The sequence below is a fragment of the Sorangium sp. So ce726 genome, from assembly GCF_051521405.1.
Lineage (GTDB): Bacteria > Myxococcota_A > Polyangia > Polyangiales > Polyangiaceae > Sorangium.
On sequence record NZ_CP150349.1, the window covers coordinates 5,114,234 to 5,134,648 of the forward strand.

A 20,415-nucleotide genomic window follows, 5' to 3' on the forward strand; every position below is an offset into this window, starting at 1 on the left:
GGTACGCACCCTCTCGACGTGTTCAACCTTTGAATCAAGGAGAGATGAAGACGTGAAATCCGCCAAGCTCATCGTCCTGAAGGCCCTTATCCTGGCAGCCCCCACGCTCTTCCTGGAGCGGAACGCCCACGCTCAAGCGATGACCGATGTGATCGAGGGCTGCCTCCCCCAGCTTCAAGCAGGGCTGCTGCCGGCCGACTACGATCTCCACACGTTGCTCGGCAACGATTCGAGTTATACAATTCCCTTCGGAAAGAGCGCTCAAAACTGCCTCGGTTATACCTGGATCAACTTCAAGAACAGCACCAACAACAAGGTGATGACGCCGCGATACCTGCTGAACGTGAACTCGTCGGCGTTTGACTGCGAGGACACGGCGCTCAGCTGGGGCCTCTACAAGAGAGCATGGATCGTGGGCAACCCGCCGGGGCAGTGGTTCTTCGTCAGCGGCGGCTTCATGCGCGGAAAGCTCGTCAGCGGGACATGCACCTACGATCCCGCGAATCCTCCCTGGGGAGTTGGAGAGACGAGCGTCGTGGTTACACCTTCGACGTATGGCATCATCTGGCGGTCGGAGTATCGCGTCGCGATCAAGGCCTACCAGGACGACGACGTGAGCATCGGCCATCCGGGGACGTGGTGCGACAGCTCAGCGCAGTGCAACCAAGGCGTCACCGTGTCGTTCGACGCGCCGTAGCCCGGGCTCGGCCGGCCCCCCCCCCGGTGCCGGCGAAGGGCGTGACGGCGGCGCGCGCGGCAGCGGGAGCCCAGAGCGCCGCCAGTCCGACCCCGGGCCTTCGCCTGGAGGCCGCTTGGCGGCTGCTCAGGAGGCGGCACAACGTACCGCCGGCAGGGTGCACCTACATGTAGGTAATTTGGATCCAGATCGCCGGCCGGGGTACGCTGCAAGTTTCGTCGCGAAAAAGTTGTTCGTTCGGTTCGCGATGACGTACCCAGTCGAGCGCGTCCCCGGCCTCAATGGAATCGGGTGGGCGCCGAGCTCCCATCACGTCGACGCCGCCTCCTCAACGCCGGGAGAGGCGGGCATCCGCGCGGGCTCGGCCGTAGGACAGGCCACGTCTCTCGAACCATCTTAAGGAGGTTTCTGGTGTCAAAGGTAGTCGTCGTCACCTCGGGCAAAGGCGGAGTCGGCAAGACCACCACGACCGCAAACCTCGCGTCCGGCATCGCGGCTGTCGGTTGCAAGACGATCGCCATCGACTTCGACGTGGGGCTCCGCAACCTGGATCTCGTGATGGGGTGCGAGCGGCGCGTGGTCTACGATCTGGTCAACGTGATCCGCGGAGAGGCGACGCTCCGTCAGGCGGTGATCCGCGACAAGAGGCTCGATTCGCTCTACGTGCTCCCTGCGTCGCAGACGCGGGACAAGGACGCCCTCACGCTCGACGGCGTCGGGCGCATCCTTGACGAGCTGCGGGGCGCGGGCTTCGACTACATCTTCTGCGACTCGCCGGCGGGCATCGAGTGGGGCGCGCAGATGGCGATGTATTTCGCCGACGAGGCGATCGTTGTGACGAACCCCGAGGTCTCCTCGGTGCGGGACTCGGACCGCGTGCTCGGCCTCCTGGACGCGAAGACCCGCAGGGCGGAGCTCGGCGAGGCGCCGGTGAAGACGCACCTCCTGCTCACGCGGTACGCGCCGGCGCGCGTCGCCAAGGGCGAGATGCTCGCGCACCAGGACGTGCTGGAGCTCCTCGGCATCCCGCTGCTCGGCGTGATCCCGGAGTCGCCGGCGGTGCTCCAGGCATCGAACGCCGGGACGCCCGTGGTCCTCGATCCGACGAGCGACGCGGCGCAGGCCTACCTCGATGTGGTCCAGCGCTTCCTTGGCGCGGAGCGCCCCCACCGCTTCCTGGAGCCGGCAAAGAAGGGGTTCTTCAGCCGAATCTTCGGTGGCCAGGCGGCGACCGTCTGAGGGAGTTCTGCCATGTCGATCATGGATTATTTCCGTAAGTCGCAGCCGAAGTCGGCGAGCGTGGCGAAGGAGCGCCTGCAGATCATCGTGGCGCGCGAGCGCGTGCGCCCGACGGGCGAGCCAGACTACCTGCCGCGGCTGAAGCAGGAGCTGCTCCAGGTCATCTCGAAGTACGAGCGGATCGACCTGGACCAGGTGAGCGTGAACGTGGAGCGGAGCGGCGATTGCGACGTGCTCGAGCTGAACGTCGTGCTCTCCGAGTCGGAGCGGGCGGCCGTGCGCGCCGCCGCGACGCGGGCGGGCGCCGCCGCTGTTCGGAACTGCTGACGAGGCGCAGGGCGGGGATCAGGTCGCGGGCTGCGCGACCTCCACGTCGGGATCGACCCCCCGTCCGTCGAGGGGCGCACCGTCAGGCAACCTCACGGTCGCCACGGTGGCGTAGAACGCGCCCGGCTCGGCGATCCCGGGGAGGAGCCGCTGCACCGAGCCCTTGCCCCACGTCCGCTCGCCCACGACGAGCGCGCGGCCGTGCACCTTCATGCAGCCGGCGAACACCTCGGCGGCGGACGCGGTGCGCCGATCGACGAGGAGCGCGAGCGGGAACCTATAAGGGCGCTCCTGCTGCGAGCGGTACACCGTGTCGTCGCCGTCGGTGTCGACGACCGAGGCGATGACCGTGCCCTCGTCGAGGAAATCGCCCGCGAGGGCGATGGCCGCCATGAGATCTCCGCCCGCGCACCCCCGCAGATCGAGGATCAGCGCGGCCATGCCCTGCGCCGCGTGCCGGCGGATCACATCGTAGATCCGCGACGAGAGGCCCGCCGAGAAGACCGGAATCCGCGCATAAACGACGGCGCCGGGGAGCAGGGCGTCGATCGCCTCGTCCGGCGAGGGCACGAGCGCCGCGGAGAGCGCCGAGAGCGCAGCGGCGTCGACCCGACCTGGGACGACGGTGGCGGCGTGGCTGAAGAACACATTGTTGACGCTCGGGACGGCCGCCATGCAGGCCCCGGCGATCATGTTGTTGCCCGTCGCGGGACACGTCAGGTTGATGCCCGGCAGGCCCTCCAGGAAAATCTTCGGATTCCCCGTCGTGAACCGGCCCGGCCCCATGAACGGGCTCATCGTTCCCGCCTGATCGCCGAGGGTGACGGGCATCATCGAGCCCATGTTGAGCGCGTTCACGAACGAGAAGAGCACCTTCACCGGGAACGGGACGGCGGTCGCGTTCATCGCCATGTTCGGATACGGGATCGGCGCGCCAACGGGCGGCGTCGCGCAGACATCGGGGAAACCAACGTTCATCCCCGCGCCTCTGTTCGATGCAGGCAACATCGGGGCCTCCTAGCCGAGGTGGATCTCGCTGCCGTTGATGGCCATCGTCTCTTGCGTGACGATGGATGCGTTCTTCGCGGTCAGGTAGGACTGCCCGTCCACCACCGTGCGGGCCGTCCCGGCGCGCAGGTCGAGCGCGTCGCGCACGCGCTGGTAGAGCGACGTGAACTTCTGAACCACGCTGCCCGCGAACATCTGCAGCTTGCCCGCCTCGATCCCGACCGCGGGGCTGCGGATCGCGACGCCCTGGTCGCTCGACAGCGTGAGCGGCCCGCCCTCGGCGCGGAGGTCGACGGCGCCCTGAAACGAGAGCGAGGTCTTGCCGGTGCCGCGGAGGACGCCGATGACATAGTGCTCGTCGCCCCTCCCGATCACGAGGAGCATGTCGTCCACCTCCGGCGCGTACGGGAACGCGAGCGCCATCTGCGCCGTGACGCGCTCGCCGCCCCGGAGCTCGACCTCGAGCTCGTGCGGCGCGACGCGGACCACGCGCCCGGGTCCGAGGTGATCGTCCGGCCGAGGGACGGGGAGCTCACGGATCTTTCGTGCTGCCTGGGTCATGGGATCTCCTTCAGTCGTGCGGCGGCATCCAGGTCTCGGCCTCGAGGCGCTTGGCGTCGGTCCGCCTCACGCCGACGAGGCTCGCCTCGGCCCACAAGGCGTCCTTGTCGATGACCGCGTGCAGGTTGGCCGTGAACAGGTCAGCGCGCCGGAAGTCCGCCCCGGAGACATCGGCGTGGGACAGATCGGCGTGGTGGAGCTTCGCCCCGACGAAGAAGGCGCCTGCGGCCCGGGAACGGACGAGGTTCGCCTCGCGCAGGTCGGCGCCGCTGAGGAGGGCGTGCGTGAGATCGGCCTCCATGAACGTGGCGTTGCGGAGCTTCGCCTTCGCGAGCTGAGCGTTCTTGAGGCTCGCCTCGCCAAAGAAGGCGGCCTTGGCCTGGGCCTCGGTCAGGTTGGCGAGGTCGAGCTTGGCTTCCTTGAAGCTCGCGCGCTGGAGGATGCTCGCCTCCAGGTTGGCCCGGCGGAGGTCGGTCCCCGTGAAGTTCGCCTCCGTGAAATCGCAGCCTCGCAGGTCCATCCCCTGCATGTCCGCCTGCTTGAAGAAACACCGCTGCATCGCCAGGCCCTTGAGGCGCAGGCGGCGCAGATCGACGCCGGAGAAGCCCACAGCGACGAAGACCGCGCTGTCGATGACGAGCCCCTCCACGATCGCCTCTGTCAGCACGGAGCTCTTGATCGTCGCCCGCGTGAGGTTCGCGTTCGTGAGGTTGGCCTTCTCGAGCGTGCAGCGCTCGATCCGGGCGCCGGAGAGGTTCGCCCGGCTGAGATCGGCGCGGTTCAGCACCACGGCCGTGAGCTCCAGCCCTGACAGATCGACGCCGGAGAGGTCGGCCTCCTCGAGCAAGCACATCGGAAAGCGCGCGCCCGTGAGATCCGCGCCGGTGAGGTCGCACCTGCTGAGGTTGCACCGCTCGAGGTTGGCCCCGCGCAGGCTCGCGCCGCGGAGCTTCGTCCCCTGAAGCGATGATCCGGTGAGGTCCACGTTCGAGAGGTCGATCCTCGAGAGATCCATGCCCTCGATGTCGGAACCCTGGACCGTGGCGCCGCGCAGATCCGGAGCTCCGAGGATCGCGCCGTCGAAGAGCGTCCGATCGATCTTCTTGGGGAGCACCGCGCCACGGAGATCCGCCTCCGCGAGCAGCACGCCCTCGAGCGTCGCTCCCGTGAAATCGGCGTGGCCGAGCTTCGCCCTCGCGAGCGCCGCGTCCTGGATGCGCGCGCCGCAGAGCTTGGCGCGCGTCAGATCTGCGTCGGAGAGCGTCGCCTTCACGATCGACGCGCCGGAGAGATCCGCGCCGTCGAGCTTGGCGCCGTCGAGGCAGGCCCCCTCGAGGTCCTGGCCCCGGAGGCTCACCCCCGAGAGCAAGGCGTTGTTCAGGAGCGCGCGGCGGAGCGTGACGCCCTCGAGGTCGGCGCCCACCAGGTTGGCCTGGTTGAGCATGGCCCCTTCGGCGTCAGCGCCCCTGAGCCGGGCGCCGCCGAGGTTGGCTGCGGTGAGCATCGCGCCCCGCAACGTGCATCCTTCGAGGTTCGCCCCGCTCGCCTGGAAGTCGACGATCTGCGCCTCGTCGAGCTTGGCGCCCACCAACTTCGCGCCATCGAAGCGTGTTCCGGTGAACCGCGCCTTTGCGAAGTCGGCCCCGGTGAGGTCGCGCCCGCGCAGATCGAGGTCGGAGAAGGTCTCGCCGGCGAACGAGCGCCCCGCGCGCACCGCCGCCTCGAGCAGGTCCGGCGTGAGCCCCGGGATCATGGCTCCTCCGCCATCACGCGCGTGAGGTTCGCGCCCGAGAAATCGCAGCCTTTGCCGGCGGTTTGAAGGAGCTTGGCGTCATACAGGTTGGCGCCCTTGAACCGGACGCCGGCGATCGCAGCCTTCGACAGATTGGCGCCAAAGAGGTTCGATTCAGTGAAGTCTGCATGGTCGAGCGACGCCCGGTAACAGCCCGCCTCCTTCAGGTTCGCGCGGCGGAAGCAGGCCCTTGACGCCGAGGCCTCCATCAGCTCGGCGCTCGGGAGGACCGCCTGCGTGAAATCGGCGTCGTCGAGCGTGGCCCTCATCCAGATCGAGCGCGCGCCGCGCGCTTCGATCAGCCTGGCCCCGCGGAGATCGGCCCCCATGAAGCTGGATTGGCTGAGCGTCGCGCCCGAGAGATTGGCGCTCTTCGCGCTGGCCTCCAGGAACTGGCATCGTACGAACGACCCGCCCGTGAGATCGGCGCCGGCGAGCTCCGCTTTCCGCAAGAGGGAATCCTGGAGCGAGAGGCCTTTCCCATCGATCCCCGTGAGGTTGGTCTCGGTGAGGATGGCGTACTCTCCCGTGGCTCCCGCGAGCGACGCCCCCGACAGGTTCGCCTGCTGAAAGAACGCTCGGTTCAGGGTGGCCTTATGGAAGACCGCGCCCGGCGCCCGGGCGCCGGTGAGGTTGGCGAGCGTCAGGTTCGCGCCCGTGAGATCGGCGCGGGTGAGATCGGCTTCCACCAGCACGGCCCCATCCAGGTTCGCGCCGGCGAGGTTCGCTCCAGACAGGTTCGCGCGGGCGAGGTTGGCGTCACGGAGGTTCGCACCCCGAAGATCGACCCCGCGGAGATCCCGACCCTCGTAGTCCTGCCCCGTGAGATCCTTGCCTGGACCGGGCTCTTGCGGCGCTGGGCGGTTCAGGATGTTCGCCAAGAACGGGTGTTCTTCGAACGTCGCGAGGTCTGCGTCGAGCTGCTTGACCTGCTCGTCGAGCATCTTCGCGTGATCTGCGCCGAAGTCAGCGGCGAGCTCGGGATCGCCGAGTATCGCTTTGATCTGCGCGTCGAGCGCCTTCTTGCTCTCCTTGAGCCCGTCGAGCGTATCGGCCAGCGATTTCGCTGCCCAGGCCGGAGGGGGCCCCCCAGGCCGGAGCGGGATCGCCGGGGCGCCGCTCGCAGCAGCGAGGCTTTTGTCCATCTCGGCGGCGGCCTCGGCGATCTTCGCCTTCATGTCGATCTGGGCGTCGAATTTGCCCATCTCGGCCGCGTACATCGAGGCGCCTGGCTCCGCCAGATCGGGCGGCGTCGGGTTGAAGGTCATCCACGCGGCCACGCCCTCGCCGAGCTGCCTCTGCACCTCCGCAGCGTCGGGGACCGCGACGGGCAGCATGTCGAGCCCCCTGCGCACGCTCGCCGTGAGCGGGTCCGGCGCCGCCGTCTCGGGCACCGGCAGCTTGCCCTCGGCGCGATCCTTGGCCCGCTGCTGCATCTCATCGAATCGCGCGAGGAGCTCGGCGGGCACGTGATCCTTGATGCCCAGCGGATCGGCCTCGAACGCCTGCATGAGACGCCGGTAATGCTGCTCCGGGAGGGACCGGTCGCTGAGCTTCTCCGAGCCGACGAGCACGGTCTCCACGTCCTTCATGTCGTCGGTCTCGATCTCGTCGAGGCCGCGCCAGGTGAGGTACAGCTTGCCCTCGTCGAGATCGGCGAACAGCGTGTCGAGGCTCATCGCTACCTCGCGGAATCGCTGCTTCTTGTCGCTGGCGAAGGCGCGGATCCGGAGGCCGGGCAAGCGGGTCTCGATGACCTGCGCGGTCGGGTGCATGTTCTGAAACACGAGGGCCTCGTCACCGCGGAGGTACCCCTCGAGCTGCTGGTCGGCCGGAGCGGCGTTGAAGAACGACCAGTCGAAGTCCGCGGCGAAATAGGGCCAGCGCTCCTTCCGGTAGCTCAGGCCGTACTCCTTGCCGACCTTGGCGGCGCGCTGGGACCACGCCGGGTTGATGGGTCCGAAGCCCGCGGGGCCGGGGTCGTCGCGGTGCGTGCGGATCACCGCGCCGGCGTGCTCCACGTTGGGCAGCTCGCGCGCGCCGAACCCTTTGCCCGCCGGGTTTCTGGCGTAGCCGGCGCCGCCGAAGGCGTGCGTGTAGCCGAGCGGCATCCTGGTGAACGGAGCCCGCTCGCTCATCACCGCGCTCGCGAGATCGTCGGACCAGAACCGCCGCCCCACGACGCGGAGGATCTTGGACCAGCGCCCCACCTCGAAGCGCACGGGGCACTCGGGGAGCGGCTCGCCGAAAGGTGTATGGCAGGTCCCCCGGAGCATCACCTCGGCGCGGGGCTTCCAGTCCGCGAAGTCGTTCGGGTAAAGGCACTCGCCCGCGCGCTCCTCGTCGTCTTCGCGGTACGTCTCTGCGGACATGGAACCCTGCGCGAGCAGGCTGGGCCCGATGCCGGGCGTCTCGGGCAGGGCGAGCGGTTTGTCCGGCGCGATCACGTACGTGGCGCGCACGATCAAGACCATCTCCGCGCGCCGCGCGGCGCGCCGGGAGGTGACCTTGGCCGCGAAGGGGAAGGGGGTCAGGTTCTTGGTCTTCACGAGGCACCGAGCGCGGGATCGCGGCAGCGATCTCACATGTAATTGTGGATCACGGCGATTCTGAGATCGACGTTGTCGATCTGGAGTGTGTTGTTGTGTACGTGGGTCGTGTGGTTGTGGACCGTGGTCACCGTATTCGAGAGATCGGTCCGCAGGGAGGCGATCGCATTGTTGATGCCGTCGATCTGGTCCTTTTTGACGGAAAATGCCTTGTTTGAAAGGCTGAAATCAAAAAGGCTGCCAGAGACGTAGGACTGGGCGGTGCTGAACGTACAGATATTGCCGACCTTGATCTCGTGCACGAGCGGCGAGAGATCGGTCTTGAGCAGGAGCTTGGCCGCCGACTTCACATCGAAGAGCGCCGTCGCCGTCGCCTTGATCTCGACGAGGGGCCCTAGGGTCGCCTTCATGTCGGCCATCAATACGCCCGCCGTCTGGAGCTGCACGAAGGTCGCGTAGGCGATCCTGAAGTTCGTGATCGCGCCAGAAGCGGTCACCTCCGTCCGGGCTCCCGTGTGGGATATCGAGATGACGTCCGGCACGGGCTTTGATTCTGTGCCGATGTAGGTCTCGATCTTCTTCGCCCACGTCTTCGACCTGACCACCGGATCTTTGTTCTCGTCCGGGAGCACGTCGCCAGTGTCCGGGTCTTTGCCGGTGATGGACTCCTTCAGCGTGCCTTCGAAGTACGTGATCTCCTTGCCGCTCGACCGCTTGGTCGCGTACTTCTTGCTGCTCTCCTCGTAGGTGGCCCAGACATTCTCGCTCTCGAGGTACTCGTGCGTCTTCGTGTACTCGAGCCCGCCCGAGATGTCGACGACCCGCAAATCGCCGGTGTCGTTCGCCTTCCGGCGCCCGAGGACGACCATCTTGTAATTGCCCTGAATGACCTCGATCTTGTCCCCCGCGGTCGTGGAGATGCGGTTGCCGTCCGAGTGATCCCACCAGCCGCCCTTCGTGAGGAGGCGGCGCGTCTCGGCCTCGCGGTTGTCCGTCGTGTTGGTCTCGACCGAGCTCGCGCTGGACGACCCTTTGATGTAGAGGACGTCCGTATTCTTGTCGTCCCGGATGCGCGTATCGTCGACGAAGCCGCGCATCTTGTTCCCCTTGAAGGGATCGCTCGTGAAGAGCTTGTCGTCGTTCGTGGACGTCGAATCGTCGGACGCCTGGGCGGTCGCGACCTCCTTCGGATCACCCACGAGCTTGGCGAGCGTGAGGCTGTCGGAGAACCCCGTCGGCGCGCCGGCGCTCGTGGCCGTGTCCACGCCCAAGCTGTAGTTCGACGCCGAGCTGCCCGAGGCGGCCACGGGGAACGAGCCCAGCCGGAGGAACGAGTTGCCGCTCGGCCTCGTGACGGTCGTCGTCGTCGTGCCGGTCGAGTCGGTCACCGTCGTGGTCGTCGTCGCGCCCGAGGTCGTGGTCGTGGTCGTGCTCGTCGACGAGGTCGGCGTCGAGGACGTCGTGACCTGGGGCGCCGAGAGCCACGCGACGTCCCCCGTGCCGGTGAGGGCGTCTTCGACCACGAAGTTCGGCACCACCATCTGGGCGTATTTGTACTCGACCTTGTCGACGTCGAAGGTCTCGCCGCTCGTGCCGCTGCTGTTGTCTCCTGCCGTGAACCCGTCGTCGGTAGCCATCCGTGCTCTCCTCTCGCTCTCGTAGACAGCTCGTCCGTTGGTGTCAGGCCGGCGGGAGGGCCTGCTCGCAGATCTCCCGGAGCTTCCCCATCATGTCGGGCAGGACCTGGAGCGTGACCCGCCGCATCTCGGTCCCTTCCTTGTAGTGCAGCGTCAACATGGCCACGCTGACGCGGAGCTCTGCCCCCTGGGCCGCGCCCTCGATCGTGTCGAGGCGCCAGGCGGCGTGGACGAGCAGGTTGCCGTGCTCGACCAGCGCCGCCGTCGCGAGCGCTTGCCGGATCTGCGCCTTTGCCGGCGCGTAGCCCGCGAGCAGGATCTCCCGGATCCGCGGCGCGTCCGGGCAGATCACCTCGAGATCGGCCCCGAGCTCGTCGGCGGATACATCGAGCTTCGCGGCGGACTGGATGAGGAAGCGGCTCGCCTTGATGACCCGGGCGAGATCGTCGCCCGAGATCCGGTAGGCGGCGGTGAAGACGTCGAGCAGCTTCTCGGTGTCCTCCGTGAGCTTGTCCGCGAGGCAAGGGCCGAGCGCTTGCCAGAGCCTCGACTGCGCCTCGAGGGGCATGCGGAGCACCCGGCGGAGATCGTCCGCGAGCGCGGGAGGGGGCTCGGCGCCGCCGAGGGCGCGGAGCCCCAGGGGAGTCTTCGTCGCGGTCAAGAGTGCTCCGTTTTCCTCAGGACTTGGCGCCGATCTGGAACAGGACGCCCGAGCTCGACTTGATCTGGTGGTGCGTCGCGTTGGCCGTCACGACCGGGTTCGGCGAGATGGCGTTGTAGAGCGCGCCCACGATGACGGGCCGGTCTGGATCTCCGTTGGTGAAGGCGATCAGCACCTCTGTCCCGCGGCGGAGGGGCATGTGGATTCCGTAGTTGGGCCCGGCGAAGGGCTGCGCCATCCGCATGCGGTGCGAGGCCCTCTGTTCGCCTGGCGGCGCGGTGTCGAAATGGAGCTGGACGAGGTACCGCCCGTCAGAGTCGATGTGGGCGATGCCGCCCGTCTCCCCTTGCGGTCCCGGCTGGATGAGCCCGGTCATCACGCCGGCGATGCGCGGCCTCGGCGTCCTCCGCGCGGGCCGGAAGGGGACGCTCACGGGGACCGCGCGGAGCGTGTTCAGGTACGAGGCCCCCCCGGCGGGCTCGTCCCCCGAGAAGTGGGGCAGCGTCGCCTCGTGCTCGACCTCGACGAGGAGCAGCGTCAGCGGCTCGGGCAGCTTGGGGTGATCGACGACCGTGGGCTTGGTCCCCGCGCAGAGGGTCGGGACGCCGCTCTTGCCCTCGTAGACCTTCAGGCGGCACGCGCGCTCCTCGCTGCGGACCCGCGCGATGAGCTCCGCCTCTTCAGGGGTCTTGACGTGGTTGCCATACTCGACGACGCCGCCGCCGTTCCCGTCTTCGATCGCGACGCACGCCGAGAGCTCGACGAGCGGCATGCGGTAGTTGTAATCCTGTACGATGTAGTTCGAGGGCGCGACGCCGGTCGTGCGCTCCAGGGCGAAGAGGTCCCTCTTGCCGCCTTTCGGCCGGAAGGGCAGCTCGTCGGCGAGCGGGAAGCCGGGCAGGTGATCGGTGAAGACGATCTTGTCGTGCCCGTCTCCGTGCTCGAAGAAGAAGCTGATGCCGACGTGCTCGGCGAGCCGGCTCACGAACGCGAGGTCGGTCTCCTGGTACTGCGCGACGAACTCGCGCGCCGGGTACGTGCCCATCAGCCGGAACTCGAACGGCAATGGCTCGTAACGCCCGAGCTTGGCCCGGATGATGTCGGGTATGGACTTGTCGAGGTAGATCTCCTGCGTCTCGACGAGGGTCATCTGGGAGGCGTGCGGGACGATGCGGAGGCCGTAGCTCGCGACCTCGTCGAGCACGTCGAGGTGGTCCTGGAGCGGGCCCAGGACACCGTGAATGCGGCGGATCTCGACGCCGCCCACCTCGATGATGAGGGTGATGTCGGCGCCGGGCACGGCCTCGGCAGGGAGATCCTGGCCCGGGTCGCACACGACGTCGAGATGGAAGGAGAAGAGCTCCGAAATGGCCTCGCGACCAGAGAGCCTGTGGATCCGGACGTGGTCCCACGTCTGGCCCTCCGACTCGAGGACCATGGTCATGGTGTGAATCTCTTCCACGGGCTCGTCCTTTCGACGTGGTGGCCAGAATGTCCACAGCCTCGCTCGTCGTACACCACGCTATCCGCGGGCTCGACTTTCCGTCAAGGTCGGTCGGCTGCTCCGCTTGCCTCGCCACGGTGATGAATTCGAGTTTGTGGGTACGAGGTTGAGATTCAATTACGAAATTGAGTCCATGGTTACGAAGTCGAGTCTTATGTTGCGAGATCAAGTCGGATGACGCTCAAAAGCAAGACAATGTTCATCCTGGGGGAGGCGGCGGGGCGCGACGGTTCACCGCCAGGAAATCGCGCTTGGACGACGATGCGCTATCTCGCGGGGCCGCGGCGTCCCCCTCGGGGAGCGCCCTCCGCCATCGCGATCTCCCGCGCCCGCTCGGACGCCGCCCGGATCGGCGGGCCGAAGAGCTCCGCCGGCGACCGCTCCTCGCTCCAGCCCGGCGGCGCGCCGAGCTGGGACAGGAGCGCTGCGTGCGCCGCGGGTGGCTCCAGCGCCACGTCGAGCGCCGGCGGCGCCTCGCGCCAGGCGTCGTAGTCCTTCGCCGCCATCTTGCCGGGCGTCACCGTCGCGATCGCCGGTGCATCTCCGGCGCAGGGGGCGCCTTGGCGGGCGCCCGCCCGCTTGCCGCGCGCGGGGGCGCCCCGCGCGGCGCGGATCGCCTCGATCACCTGCTCGCGCGTGCGCCCGCGCAGCTCGAACAGCAGGAAGGGGTCCTTGTCGAACGCCTCCCCGAGCACGTAGTGCGTCGCCGCGACGTGCTTGCAGGGGTTCGCCACGTCGGGGCACGAGCAGGCCGTGGTGAGGTCCTCAGGCCGCTCCGGGAACAAGCTGGTCCCGGCGCTCTGGAACGCGGCCTCGATCTCTGCCGGCATCTGGCCGGCGAGGAGCTCTGCCGCGAAGCTCGCCCGCTTCGCCATGGCGGCGATCGCCTTCGCCCAGGTGGCGTCGTCGAGCCGCGCGATCGTGAGGATCACCTTGTACGGCCTCGGCTGCGAGCCGGTCACGCGCGCGGTCACGAGGCCGGGCTTCACCGTGAGATCGTGCGTCCTGCCCGCGCGCGCGTACGTGCGCCCGCGCGCGAGGCGGCCCGCGTCGTCGGGCGCCATCCGCTCCAGCGCCTCCACCCAGCGCTTGCCCCACCAGGTCGTGCCGGCCCGCTTCATCCGGATGCCTCGCGCCGGCGGCGGCGGCTTTGGCCCGGCCTCGCGGTGGAACGGCGCCCATCGCGCCGGCGGGCTCATGTGGGCGCTCCTCCCCGCGCTCGGGCCACCTGGCGCCTCGCGCCCGTCCGCCGGCTCTCCGCGCGGCGCACCTGCCGCGCACGCGGCGCGTCGCCGCGGCCGCCTTCGTGCGCGCCGCGCTCGCCTTCCGGCGCGCCGCGCCCGTCCAGCGCGTCGCTGCGCTCCTCCTCAGGTTCCGGTGCCGCCTCCTCGCGATCGTCCAGCTCGCCTGCGCCGAGCACGGCGTCCCTCGACAGCGCGAACAGCTCGCGCAGCGCCGCGTCGTCGAGCTCGGTGATCCACGCCTCGCCCTGGCCGACCACCTGCGCCGCGAGCTCGCGCTTCTGCTCCAGCATCCGGTCGACCTTCTCCTCCACGGTGCCCGCGCAGACGAGCTTGTGGACCTGCACCGCCCGCCGCTGCCCGATCCGGTGCGCGCGGTCCGTCGCCTGGTCCTCGACCGCGGGGTTCCACCAGCGATCGAAGTGGAACACGTGGCTCGCCGCCGTCAGGTTGAGCCCTGCGCCGCCGGCCTTCAGCGAGAGGACGAAGACGCGCGGCCCCCGCGGATCGTCCTGGAACCGCCGCACCATCTCGTCGCGCGCGAGCCTCGGCGTGCCGCCGTGCAGGAAGAGGACCTCCGTGTCGAGCGAAGCCGCGAGGTGCCGGACCAGCCGGTCGCCCATCTCGCGGAACTGCGTGAACACGAGCGCGCGATCGCCCGCGGCGAGCGCCTCCTCGAGCATCTCGGTGAGCCGCGCGAGCTTGCCGGACCGCCCCGCGAGCGGCCCCGCCTCCCCGAGGCACTGCGCCGGGTGGTTGCAGATCTGCTTGAGCACCGTCAGCAGCGAGAGCACGAGCCCGCGCCGCGCGATGCCCTCGGCCTCCTCGATGGGGCGCATCGCCTCGTCGAGCGCCGCCTGGTAGAGCGTCACCTGCTCGCGCGTGAGCGTGCAGAAGACCCTCGCCTCGTCCTTCGGCGGCAGGTCCTGAAGCACGGAGGGATCGCTCTTGATGCGTCGCAGCAGGAACGGCCCGGCGACGCGCCGGAGCCGCTCTGCGGCCTTCCTGTCGCCGTAGCGCTCGATGGGCACCGCGTAGGCGCGCCGGAACGCCTCGAGCGGGCCGAGCAGTCCGGGGTTCGCGAACTCGAGGATCGACCAGAGCTCGGCGAGGCGGTTCTCGACGGGCGTTCCGGTCAGCGCGACGCGGTGCGGGGCGCGGAGCGCGCGCGCGGCGCGGGCGGTGCGCGACGAGGCGTTCTTGATGTTCTGCGCCTCGTCCAGCACGACCGCGGCCCAGTCCACGCTGGCGAGCGCCGCGGCGTCGCGGCGGAGCAGGCCGTACGTGGTCAGGACGAGCCCGCCGCCCGCGCTGCGCGCGCCGCCGTCGCCGCCCTCGGCGGGCTGCTCGCTCGCGCCAGACGCCCGCGACGCGAGCTCCTCGGCCGAGCGGGCGCGCCCCTCGCCGTAGTGCCGCACGAGGGGCAGGGCAGGGGCGAAGCGCGCCGCTTCCCGCTCCCAGTTGCCGACGACCGACGTCGGGGCGACGAGCAGCGTCGGGCGCGCGTCCCCTGGCGCTGCCGCCCGCCGGCCGACCAGGAACGCGAGCAGCTGGACGGTCTTGCCCAGGCCCATGTCATCGGCCAGGCAGGCGCCCAGGCCGAGGCTCGCCATGGTCTGCAGCCAGGCGACGCCGCGCGCCTGGTAGGGGCGCAGCGTCCCCACGAACCCCGCGGGCGGCGCCGCGGCGCGCTCGGCGCCCGAGCGGAGCCGCTCCATCGCGCGCGCGAGCGCGCCCTCGGCGACCACGGGGACGGCCATGCCGAAGGCGCGGGTCTCGCCAGCGAGCGCGCCCTCCAGCGCCTCGCGCGCCGAGATGCGACCGCCGCCGGCCTCGAGGCGCCGCGCTATCTCGGCGAGCTCCTCGGGGACCACGACCACCCAGGCCCCGCGGTGCCGGACGAGCGGCGATTTCTGCCGCGCGAGGGCGGCGAGCTCGCGCGCGGAGAGCGCCTCGTCGCCGAGCGCCGCTTCCCACGAGAAATCGAGCGCCTCGTCGAGGCCGAGCCCGGCGCTGCCCGCGACGACGCCCGCGGTGTGGCGCGCCGCGCCGACGCGCATGCGAAGGCGCAGGCGGCGCTGCCCCGAGGCCAGGAGCTCTCCCGGCACGACCACGCCGAACCCGGCTTCGCCCAGCGCTGGCGCCGCCTGCGCGAGGAAGGCCCACGCCTCCGCGGGATCGAGGTCCACGTGCTCCGGCCGCGCCTCGCCGAGGGCCCGGGCGATCGGCGCGAAGCGCCGCGCTGCGGCGCCGAGCGCGCCGAGGAGGACCTCCTCGGCGCCGGAGAACGCGCGCCCGAGCGCCTTCAGCGTGCGCCCCTGGGCCTTCCACACCTCGGCGGCGGGCACGAGCAAGCTCGGATCGTCGGTCGCCTGCAGCAGGAAGCGGAGAACGAAGCCGCGTTCGCCCTGGGGAAGCTCGAGCCGGAAGCAGGCGCGCAGCGCGTCGCAGGCGCCGAGCGCGGGGCGGACCCACGCGTCGAGATCGGCCACGAGCGCGCGCTCGGCGAGCCCTTCCGCGGCGAAGGCGCGCCGCGGGCCCGTCAGGGCGAGCGCCAGCCGGCGCTCCCACGGGGCGTGCGCCGGACGCGGCGAGCGCGCCGGGCGATCCGTGGCGCCGCTGCGCGCGAGCGCGTCGGCCGCGGCGTCCAGGAAGGCGCGCAGCAGGGCCTCGGCGGACCAGACCTCCACGGCGCGAGGCCCGCGGGGTCGGCCGCCGTCGCCGCTGGCCTGTTGCGCGCCCGCCGGCACCGCGTGCGCGGCCGGCGGCATGGCGCGGGCGAGCGCCGCGACACGCGCGGCGTCCTCCGGGGCCGCCAGCGACACCGCCCAGCGGGCCTCCATGCGTCCCCCTGCGGCGCTGGCGGGCACGACGCGGGGCACGATCCGCTCGCGCACCACGAGGTCGAGCGCGAGCTTGCTTGCCAGGCTCCATGCGGCGACGGACGGCGGCGCTCGCCCGAGGTCGTCCTGGGCCATGCTGGCGAGCGCGGACAGGCCGTCGAGGAGCGCCGCGGCCTCTCCGGTCTTCCTCACAGCGCGGCCCGCCTCGGAGACGACGACCGCCTCTGCTGGGGTCGTCGCGCCGAGCGGCCGGGCCGCGAGCCGCGGAGGGGCCGTGTCCTCCCAGAGGAAGAAGCGGAGATCGCCTGGCAGAAAGACGAGCGGCATCGGCGCGCAGGTTCATTGCACAACCGGGCGAGACGAAAAGGGTCTTCGCGCTTCGTGAGGTGAAAAAGCGGTTGGCCGGGCGGGAGCGCCCCGCTGATTCAGCGATTGTGACTCATTCCGGATTCACCCCGTGAATTGCCAGAATTTGTTTGGGACCTCCGATTCACAGGGTTGGTGGGCGTGCCATGGGAAAAAATCGTGGTTCGATGCAATGCGCCCGTGTCCCGCCGCGGCTGGACGCGCGGCGAGCCTCTGCCGGTCGCCTCCGCCGACACGGCGCCGCCGCTCTGACCGCTCGCGCGGCCGAGCCTCGAGCCGCGCTTGCCCCAGATGAGGACGATGCAGGGTCTGCTGGGCAATTGGAGATGGGCGCGGCGGGGACGCTGATCCCTGGGTTCATCTTCGAGCTCGCCTTGCGTCCGTTGGCCCTGGCGGTGCTCCAGGAGCTGAATGTTCCGCGACCGGGAAGCATCAGACGGCGGCGAAGGAGAGTCTAGATGCGATCGAGCTGGTACCTGGGCGTTGCCCTGGCCTGCACGGCGGTGGTGTTGCCGGCGGGCGAGGTCTGGGCCGATGGAACGCCGTCCTGGGAGCAGTTGCCTGCGATGATCACCCCGCGCAGCGGGCATACGGCCACGTTGCTCCAGGATGGCCGGGTGCTCGTGGCGGGGGGCCACGGCAGCGACACGACCGTGCTAATTCGGGAGGTCGAGATCTACGGTCCGGCGAGCAAGACGTGGGCGCCCGCAGCGCCGCTTCGCAGCCCGCTCCGCGAGGTCGCCGCGACGGCCGTCCTGCCGAGCGGGCTGGCCCTCTCGACGGACGGCGAGCATGTCGAGGTCTATTCTCCTGAGCTCGAACTGTGGAGCGCGGCGGCGCCCCTAACGCCCGCGCTCACGGCGCCCCACGCCGTGACCCTCCCGAGCGGCAAGCTGATGATGCTCGGCCGCGCGTCGGGCTCCCTCGCGGGCAGCATCTATGATGACTCCGCGGGCACATGGACGCCCGTCCGGTCGCTGAGCGGCATGACCGCCACGAGCGCCACGTTGCTCCGCGACGGCCGCGTGCTCGCGGCGGGCAGCGGCCGCGCCAATATCTACGATCCGGAGACCGATTCGTGGACACCGGCCGCCGGGTATCTCGGCGGGGCCATGGAGTACCCCGCGACGCGGCTCGCCAGCGGCGACGTCCTCTTCGTGGGCGGATACCCGTTCGCGAACACGCACCCCTCGCAGCTTTACCTCCCCGAGGACAACCTCTGGGTGGCGATCTCGGGGCATGACCCGTTCTATTACCCGTATCCTGAGTGCTACCCGCCCGGGGACTACGATATGGGCCTGGGCGTCTCGCTGCTTCCCAGCGGAAGCGTCCTCCTGACAGGAGGCATGGTGACGTACTTCTGCGGAATCCAGGACGAAAATGGCGCCTACCTGGACGACTGGCGCTACAGCGAGTTCAGCGCCGCGCTGGAGCTGTATGATCCGGCGAGGGCGTTCTGGGTACCCCTCGACGTGGAGCCGCCGGAGACGATGGCGCGCGGGTACCACACGGCGACGAGCCTCACCGACGGCAGCGTCCTGATCGCCGGCGGGCTTGTCGCGTCCGGCTCGCCCGGCGGCGTGCCGGTGCCGACGGGCTCCGCCTTGCTCTTCCACGAGCGCGCGCCGCTCGGCGCGGCCTGCCAGGCCGGAGGCGACTGCGCGAGCGGCTTCTGCGCGGATTCGGTCTGCTGCGATGCGGCCTGTGCCGGGCCGTGCGACGCGTGTGCGGCCTCGGCGGGCGCCACGAAGGACGGCGCCTGCACGCCGATCTCGGGCGCGCCCTGTGACGACCCCGACGCGTGCCTCGAGGGCGGCGTCTGCGAGGCGGGCACCTGCGCCGGCGGCGCCCCTGCGCCCGACGGCACCCCGTGCGACGACGCCGAGGTGTGCTCCGCGACGAGCGCGTGCGAGGCGGGCGCCTGCGTCGCGGCGAGCCCGGCGAGCTGCCAGCCGCCGGACGGCTGTCACGAGCCTCCCGTATGCGATCCTGCGCTCGGGTGCGCGGGGCCCGCGCCCGAGAAGCCCGACGGCGCGCGCTGCGATGTCGCGGGGACGCCGGATGCCTGGCAGGCCGCGGCGCGGATGCCGAACGAGATGAAGAGCGCGGGCATCGCGAGGTTGCTGGAGGACGGCACCGTGCTGGTCATCGGGGTGGAGAGCAGCTCCCCCGTGCGCTGGAGGTCGATGCGATACGACCCGAGCATGGACCAATGGCAGCTCATCGGGGGGACTCCGCAGGTGCGGTCGATCGTGCACGTCACGCTGCTGCACGACGGCACGGTCCTCGTGATCAGCGGCGATCGCGTGGACCGGCTCAACCCGGCCACGGGCGCATGGCAGCAGGCCGCGCCCATGCTCCGGAAGCACAGTATCGGCACGGCGACGCTGCTCCAGGACGGCAGGGTGCTCGTCGCGGCCGGCAGCGACGAATCCGCGGAGGTGTATGACCCCGCCGCGAACGCCTGGACCCTGGTCGCGCCCCTGAATGTGCGGCGATTCCAGCACACGGCGACGCTGCTCCAGGACGGCCGGGTGCTCGTCACGGGCGGCGGCAACCAATCGGCGAGCGCGGAGGTGTATGACCCGGCGGCCGACGTCTGGACGCCTGTGGCTTCGATGAGCCAGGCACGCGCGACGCATGCGGCCACGCTGCTCCAGGACGGCAGGGTGCTCGTGGTGGGGAGCAGCCCCGAGGGCGTAGCCCTCACGACAGCCGAGCTCTATGATCCGGAGAGCGACACCTGGACGCCAGCGGCGGAGATGGCCGCGCAGCGGTATGTCAATGGGACCGTGCTCCTTGCCGACGGCAGGGTGCTCGTGGCAGGTGATCTGGAAGGCCCGTATTCGCTCGATTATACGGTCGAGCTTTACGATCCGGCGAGGGACATCTGGTCGCCGGGGCCAGCCTTGAACATCCCGCTCACCCGTCGCGTGGCGGCGCGGCTGGATGATGGGCGTGTTCTGATGGCGGGCGGCGCGCTCGGCAGTGGATACTACCCGTCCCCTCTCGTGCACCTCTATGTTCCTGGGCAGGGCCCGAGCACAGGGGTGTGCCAGACTGGCGTATGCTTGCCGAGCGCAGGCGGAGAGGGTGGCGCCGGCGGCAGCGGCGGTGATGCGAGCGGCAGTGGCGGCAGCGGCGGTGATGCAAGCGGCGCCGGCGGCAGCGGTGGTGATGCGAGCAGCACCGGCGGCAGCGGCGACGCGACCAGCGGTGCTGGAGGCAGCGGCGGTGATGCGAGCAGCACCGGCGGCGGCGATGCGACCAGCGGTGCTGGAGGCAGCGGGGGAGATGCGAGCAGCACCGGCAGCGGCGATGCGACCAGCGGTGCTGGAGGCAGCGGCGGTAGCGTGAGCGGCACCGGTGGCAGCGGCGACGCTACGAGCGGTGCTGGCGGCAGCGGGGGCGATCTCAGCGGAAGTGGCGCGAGTGGCAGCGGCGGTGGCGTGAGCGGCACCGGCGATGCTACGAGCGGTGCTGGCGGCAGCGGGGGAGATGCCAGCGGTGCTGGCGGCAGCGACGGCACCACGACCACGAGCGCAGGCTCTCTCAGCGGGACGGGCGAAGGAGGTAGCGCCGGTGGAGCCGGCGCGCAGAGCGGGGTTGGCGGCGGCTCGCCAGGCAGCGGCAGCGGTGGTTCGCATTGCCAGATGGGGCCCGGCATCCAGGGTACACCCCCATGGCTCGTCCTCGTCGGGGGGCTCGCTGCCCTGCGCCCGCGCCGGCGCTCCGCGAGGATCCGCGGCGCTGCGTGAGCCGCTCGCGCAGCCCGACGTGACGTCGATCGCCCCCTGAGCGACCTTGCGCGGCGCACCTCGCCGCACAGATCGCGGCGACGGCGCGATGCCGGCGTCTGCGGTAAGCGCAATTGTTTCCCCAGGAAGTACTGCGCGGGCACCCCGACGCCCTGTCCCGAGATCGCTCTCGAGGACTGACGCGACGTGCCGGGCTGCCGCGTCGAGCGGTGATCGGGGTGGCGTCTCTCCG

General features: G+C 70.2%; 13 protein-coding genes. 4 read left to right on the forward strand and 9 right to left on the reverse strand.

What is annotated here, in order from left to right:
* Positions 1-52 precede the first annotated feature (52 nt).
* The 3 genes from WME79_RS19015 to minE all read left to right on the forward strand — a co-directional run bounded on the left by WME79_RS19015 (position 53) and on the right by minE (position 2,263).
* Positions 53-697 (forward strand): hypothetical protein, encoded by a 645-nt coding sequence (locus WME79_RS19015; protein ID WP_437537772.1) that lies wholly within the window; start codon positions 53-55, stop codon positions 695-697.
* Positions 698-1,108: 411 nt separating this feature from the next.
* On the forward strand, positions 1,109-1,936 hold the full coding sequence (gene minD, locus WME79_RS19020) for a septum site-determining protein MinD (protein ID WP_437537775.1): 828 nt from the start codon (positions 1,109-1,111) through the stop codon (positions 1,934-1,936).
* A 12-nt stretch (positions 1,937-1,948) separates the two neighbouring features.
* On the forward strand, positions 1,949-2,263 hold the full coding sequence (gene minE, locus WME79_RS19025; protein WP_437537778.1) for a cell division topological specificity factor MinE: 315 nt from the start codon (positions 1,949-1,951) through the stop codon (positions 2,261-2,263).
* A gap of 18 nt (positions 2,264-2,281) precedes the next feature.
* Here the strand turns inward: minE and WME79_RS19030 are convergent, their stop codons facing one another.
* The 9 genes from WME79_RS19030 to WME79_RS19070 form a co-directional block, all read right to left on the reverse strand.
* Positions 2,282-3,241 carry a S41 family peptidase gene (locus WME79_RS19030; RefSeq protein WP_437537781.1) on the reverse strand — a complete coding sequence of 320 codons (960 nt, stop codon included), beginning with the start codon at positions 3,239-3,241 and terminating at the stop codon, positions 2,282-2,284.
* Positions 3,242-3,280: 39 nt separating this feature from the next.
* Positions 3,281-3,832 carry a DUF3540 domain-containing protein gene (locus WME79_RS19035; protein WP_437537783.1) on the reverse strand — a complete coding sequence of 184 codons (552 nt, stop codon included), beginning with the start codon at positions 3,830-3,832 and terminating at the stop codon, positions 3,281-3,283.
* Between the two features lie 10 nt (positions 3,833-3,842).
* On the reverse strand, positions 3,843-5,585 hold the full coding sequence (locus WME79_RS19040; RefSeq protein ID WP_437537786.1) for a pentapeptide repeat-containing protein: 1,743 nt from the start codon (positions 5,583-5,585) through the stop codon (positions 3,843-3,845).
* On the reverse strand, positions 5,582-8,173 hold the full coding sequence (locus WME79_RS19045) for a DUF2169 family type VI secretion system accessory protein (protein WP_437537789.1): 2,592 nt from the start codon (positions 8,171-8,173) through the stop codon (positions 5,582-5,584). The genes WME79_RS19040 and WME79_RS19045 overlap by 4 nt, the downstream gene beginning before the upstream one ends.
* Positions 8,174-8,205: 32 nt before the next feature.
* On the reverse strand, positions 8,206-9,810 hold the full coding sequence (locus tag WME79_RS19050; protein ID WP_437537792.1) for a hypothetical protein: 1,605 nt from the start codon (positions 9,808-9,810) through the stop codon (positions 8,206-8,208).
* A 43-nt stretch (positions 9,811-9,853) separates the two neighbouring features.
* Positions 9,854-10,471, reverse strand: coding sequence for a COMM domain-containing protein (locus tag WME79_RS19055; RefSeq protein WP_437537794.1), 618 nt, complete (start codon positions 10,469-10,471; stop codon positions 9,854-9,856).
* Between the two features lie 16 nt (positions 10,472-10,487).
* Positions 10,488-11,933, reverse strand: coding sequence for a type VI secretion system Vgr family protein (locus WME79_RS19060; RefSeq protein WP_437537797.1), 1,446 nt, complete (start codon positions 11,931-11,933; stop codon positions 10,488-10,490).
* A gap of 308 nt (positions 11,934-12,241) precedes the next feature.
* Positions 12,242-13,174 (reverse strand): SWIM zinc finger family protein, encoded by a 933-nt coding sequence (locus tag WME79_RS19065; protein ID WP_437537800.1) that lies wholly within the window; start codon positions 13,172-13,174, stop codon positions 12,242-12,244.
* A complete protein-coding gene (locus WME79_RS19070) occupies positions 13,171-16,386 on the reverse strand; it encodes an SNF2-related protein (protein WP_437537803.1) in 3,216 nt (1,071 codons plus the stop codon). Before WME79_RS19070 ends, WME79_RS19065 begins: the two co-directional genes overlap by 4 nt.
* 497 nt (positions 16,387-16,883) lie before the next feature.
* Here WME79_RS19070 and WME79_RS19075 point away from each other — a divergent pair, with 497 nt between their 5' ends.
* A complete protein-coding gene (locus WME79_RS19075) occupies positions 16,884-20,183 on the forward strand; it encodes a kelch repeat-containing protein (protein WP_437537805.1) in 3,300 nt (1,099 codons plus the stop codon).
* The last annotated feature ends 232 nt before the right edge of the window (positions 20,184-20,415 follow it).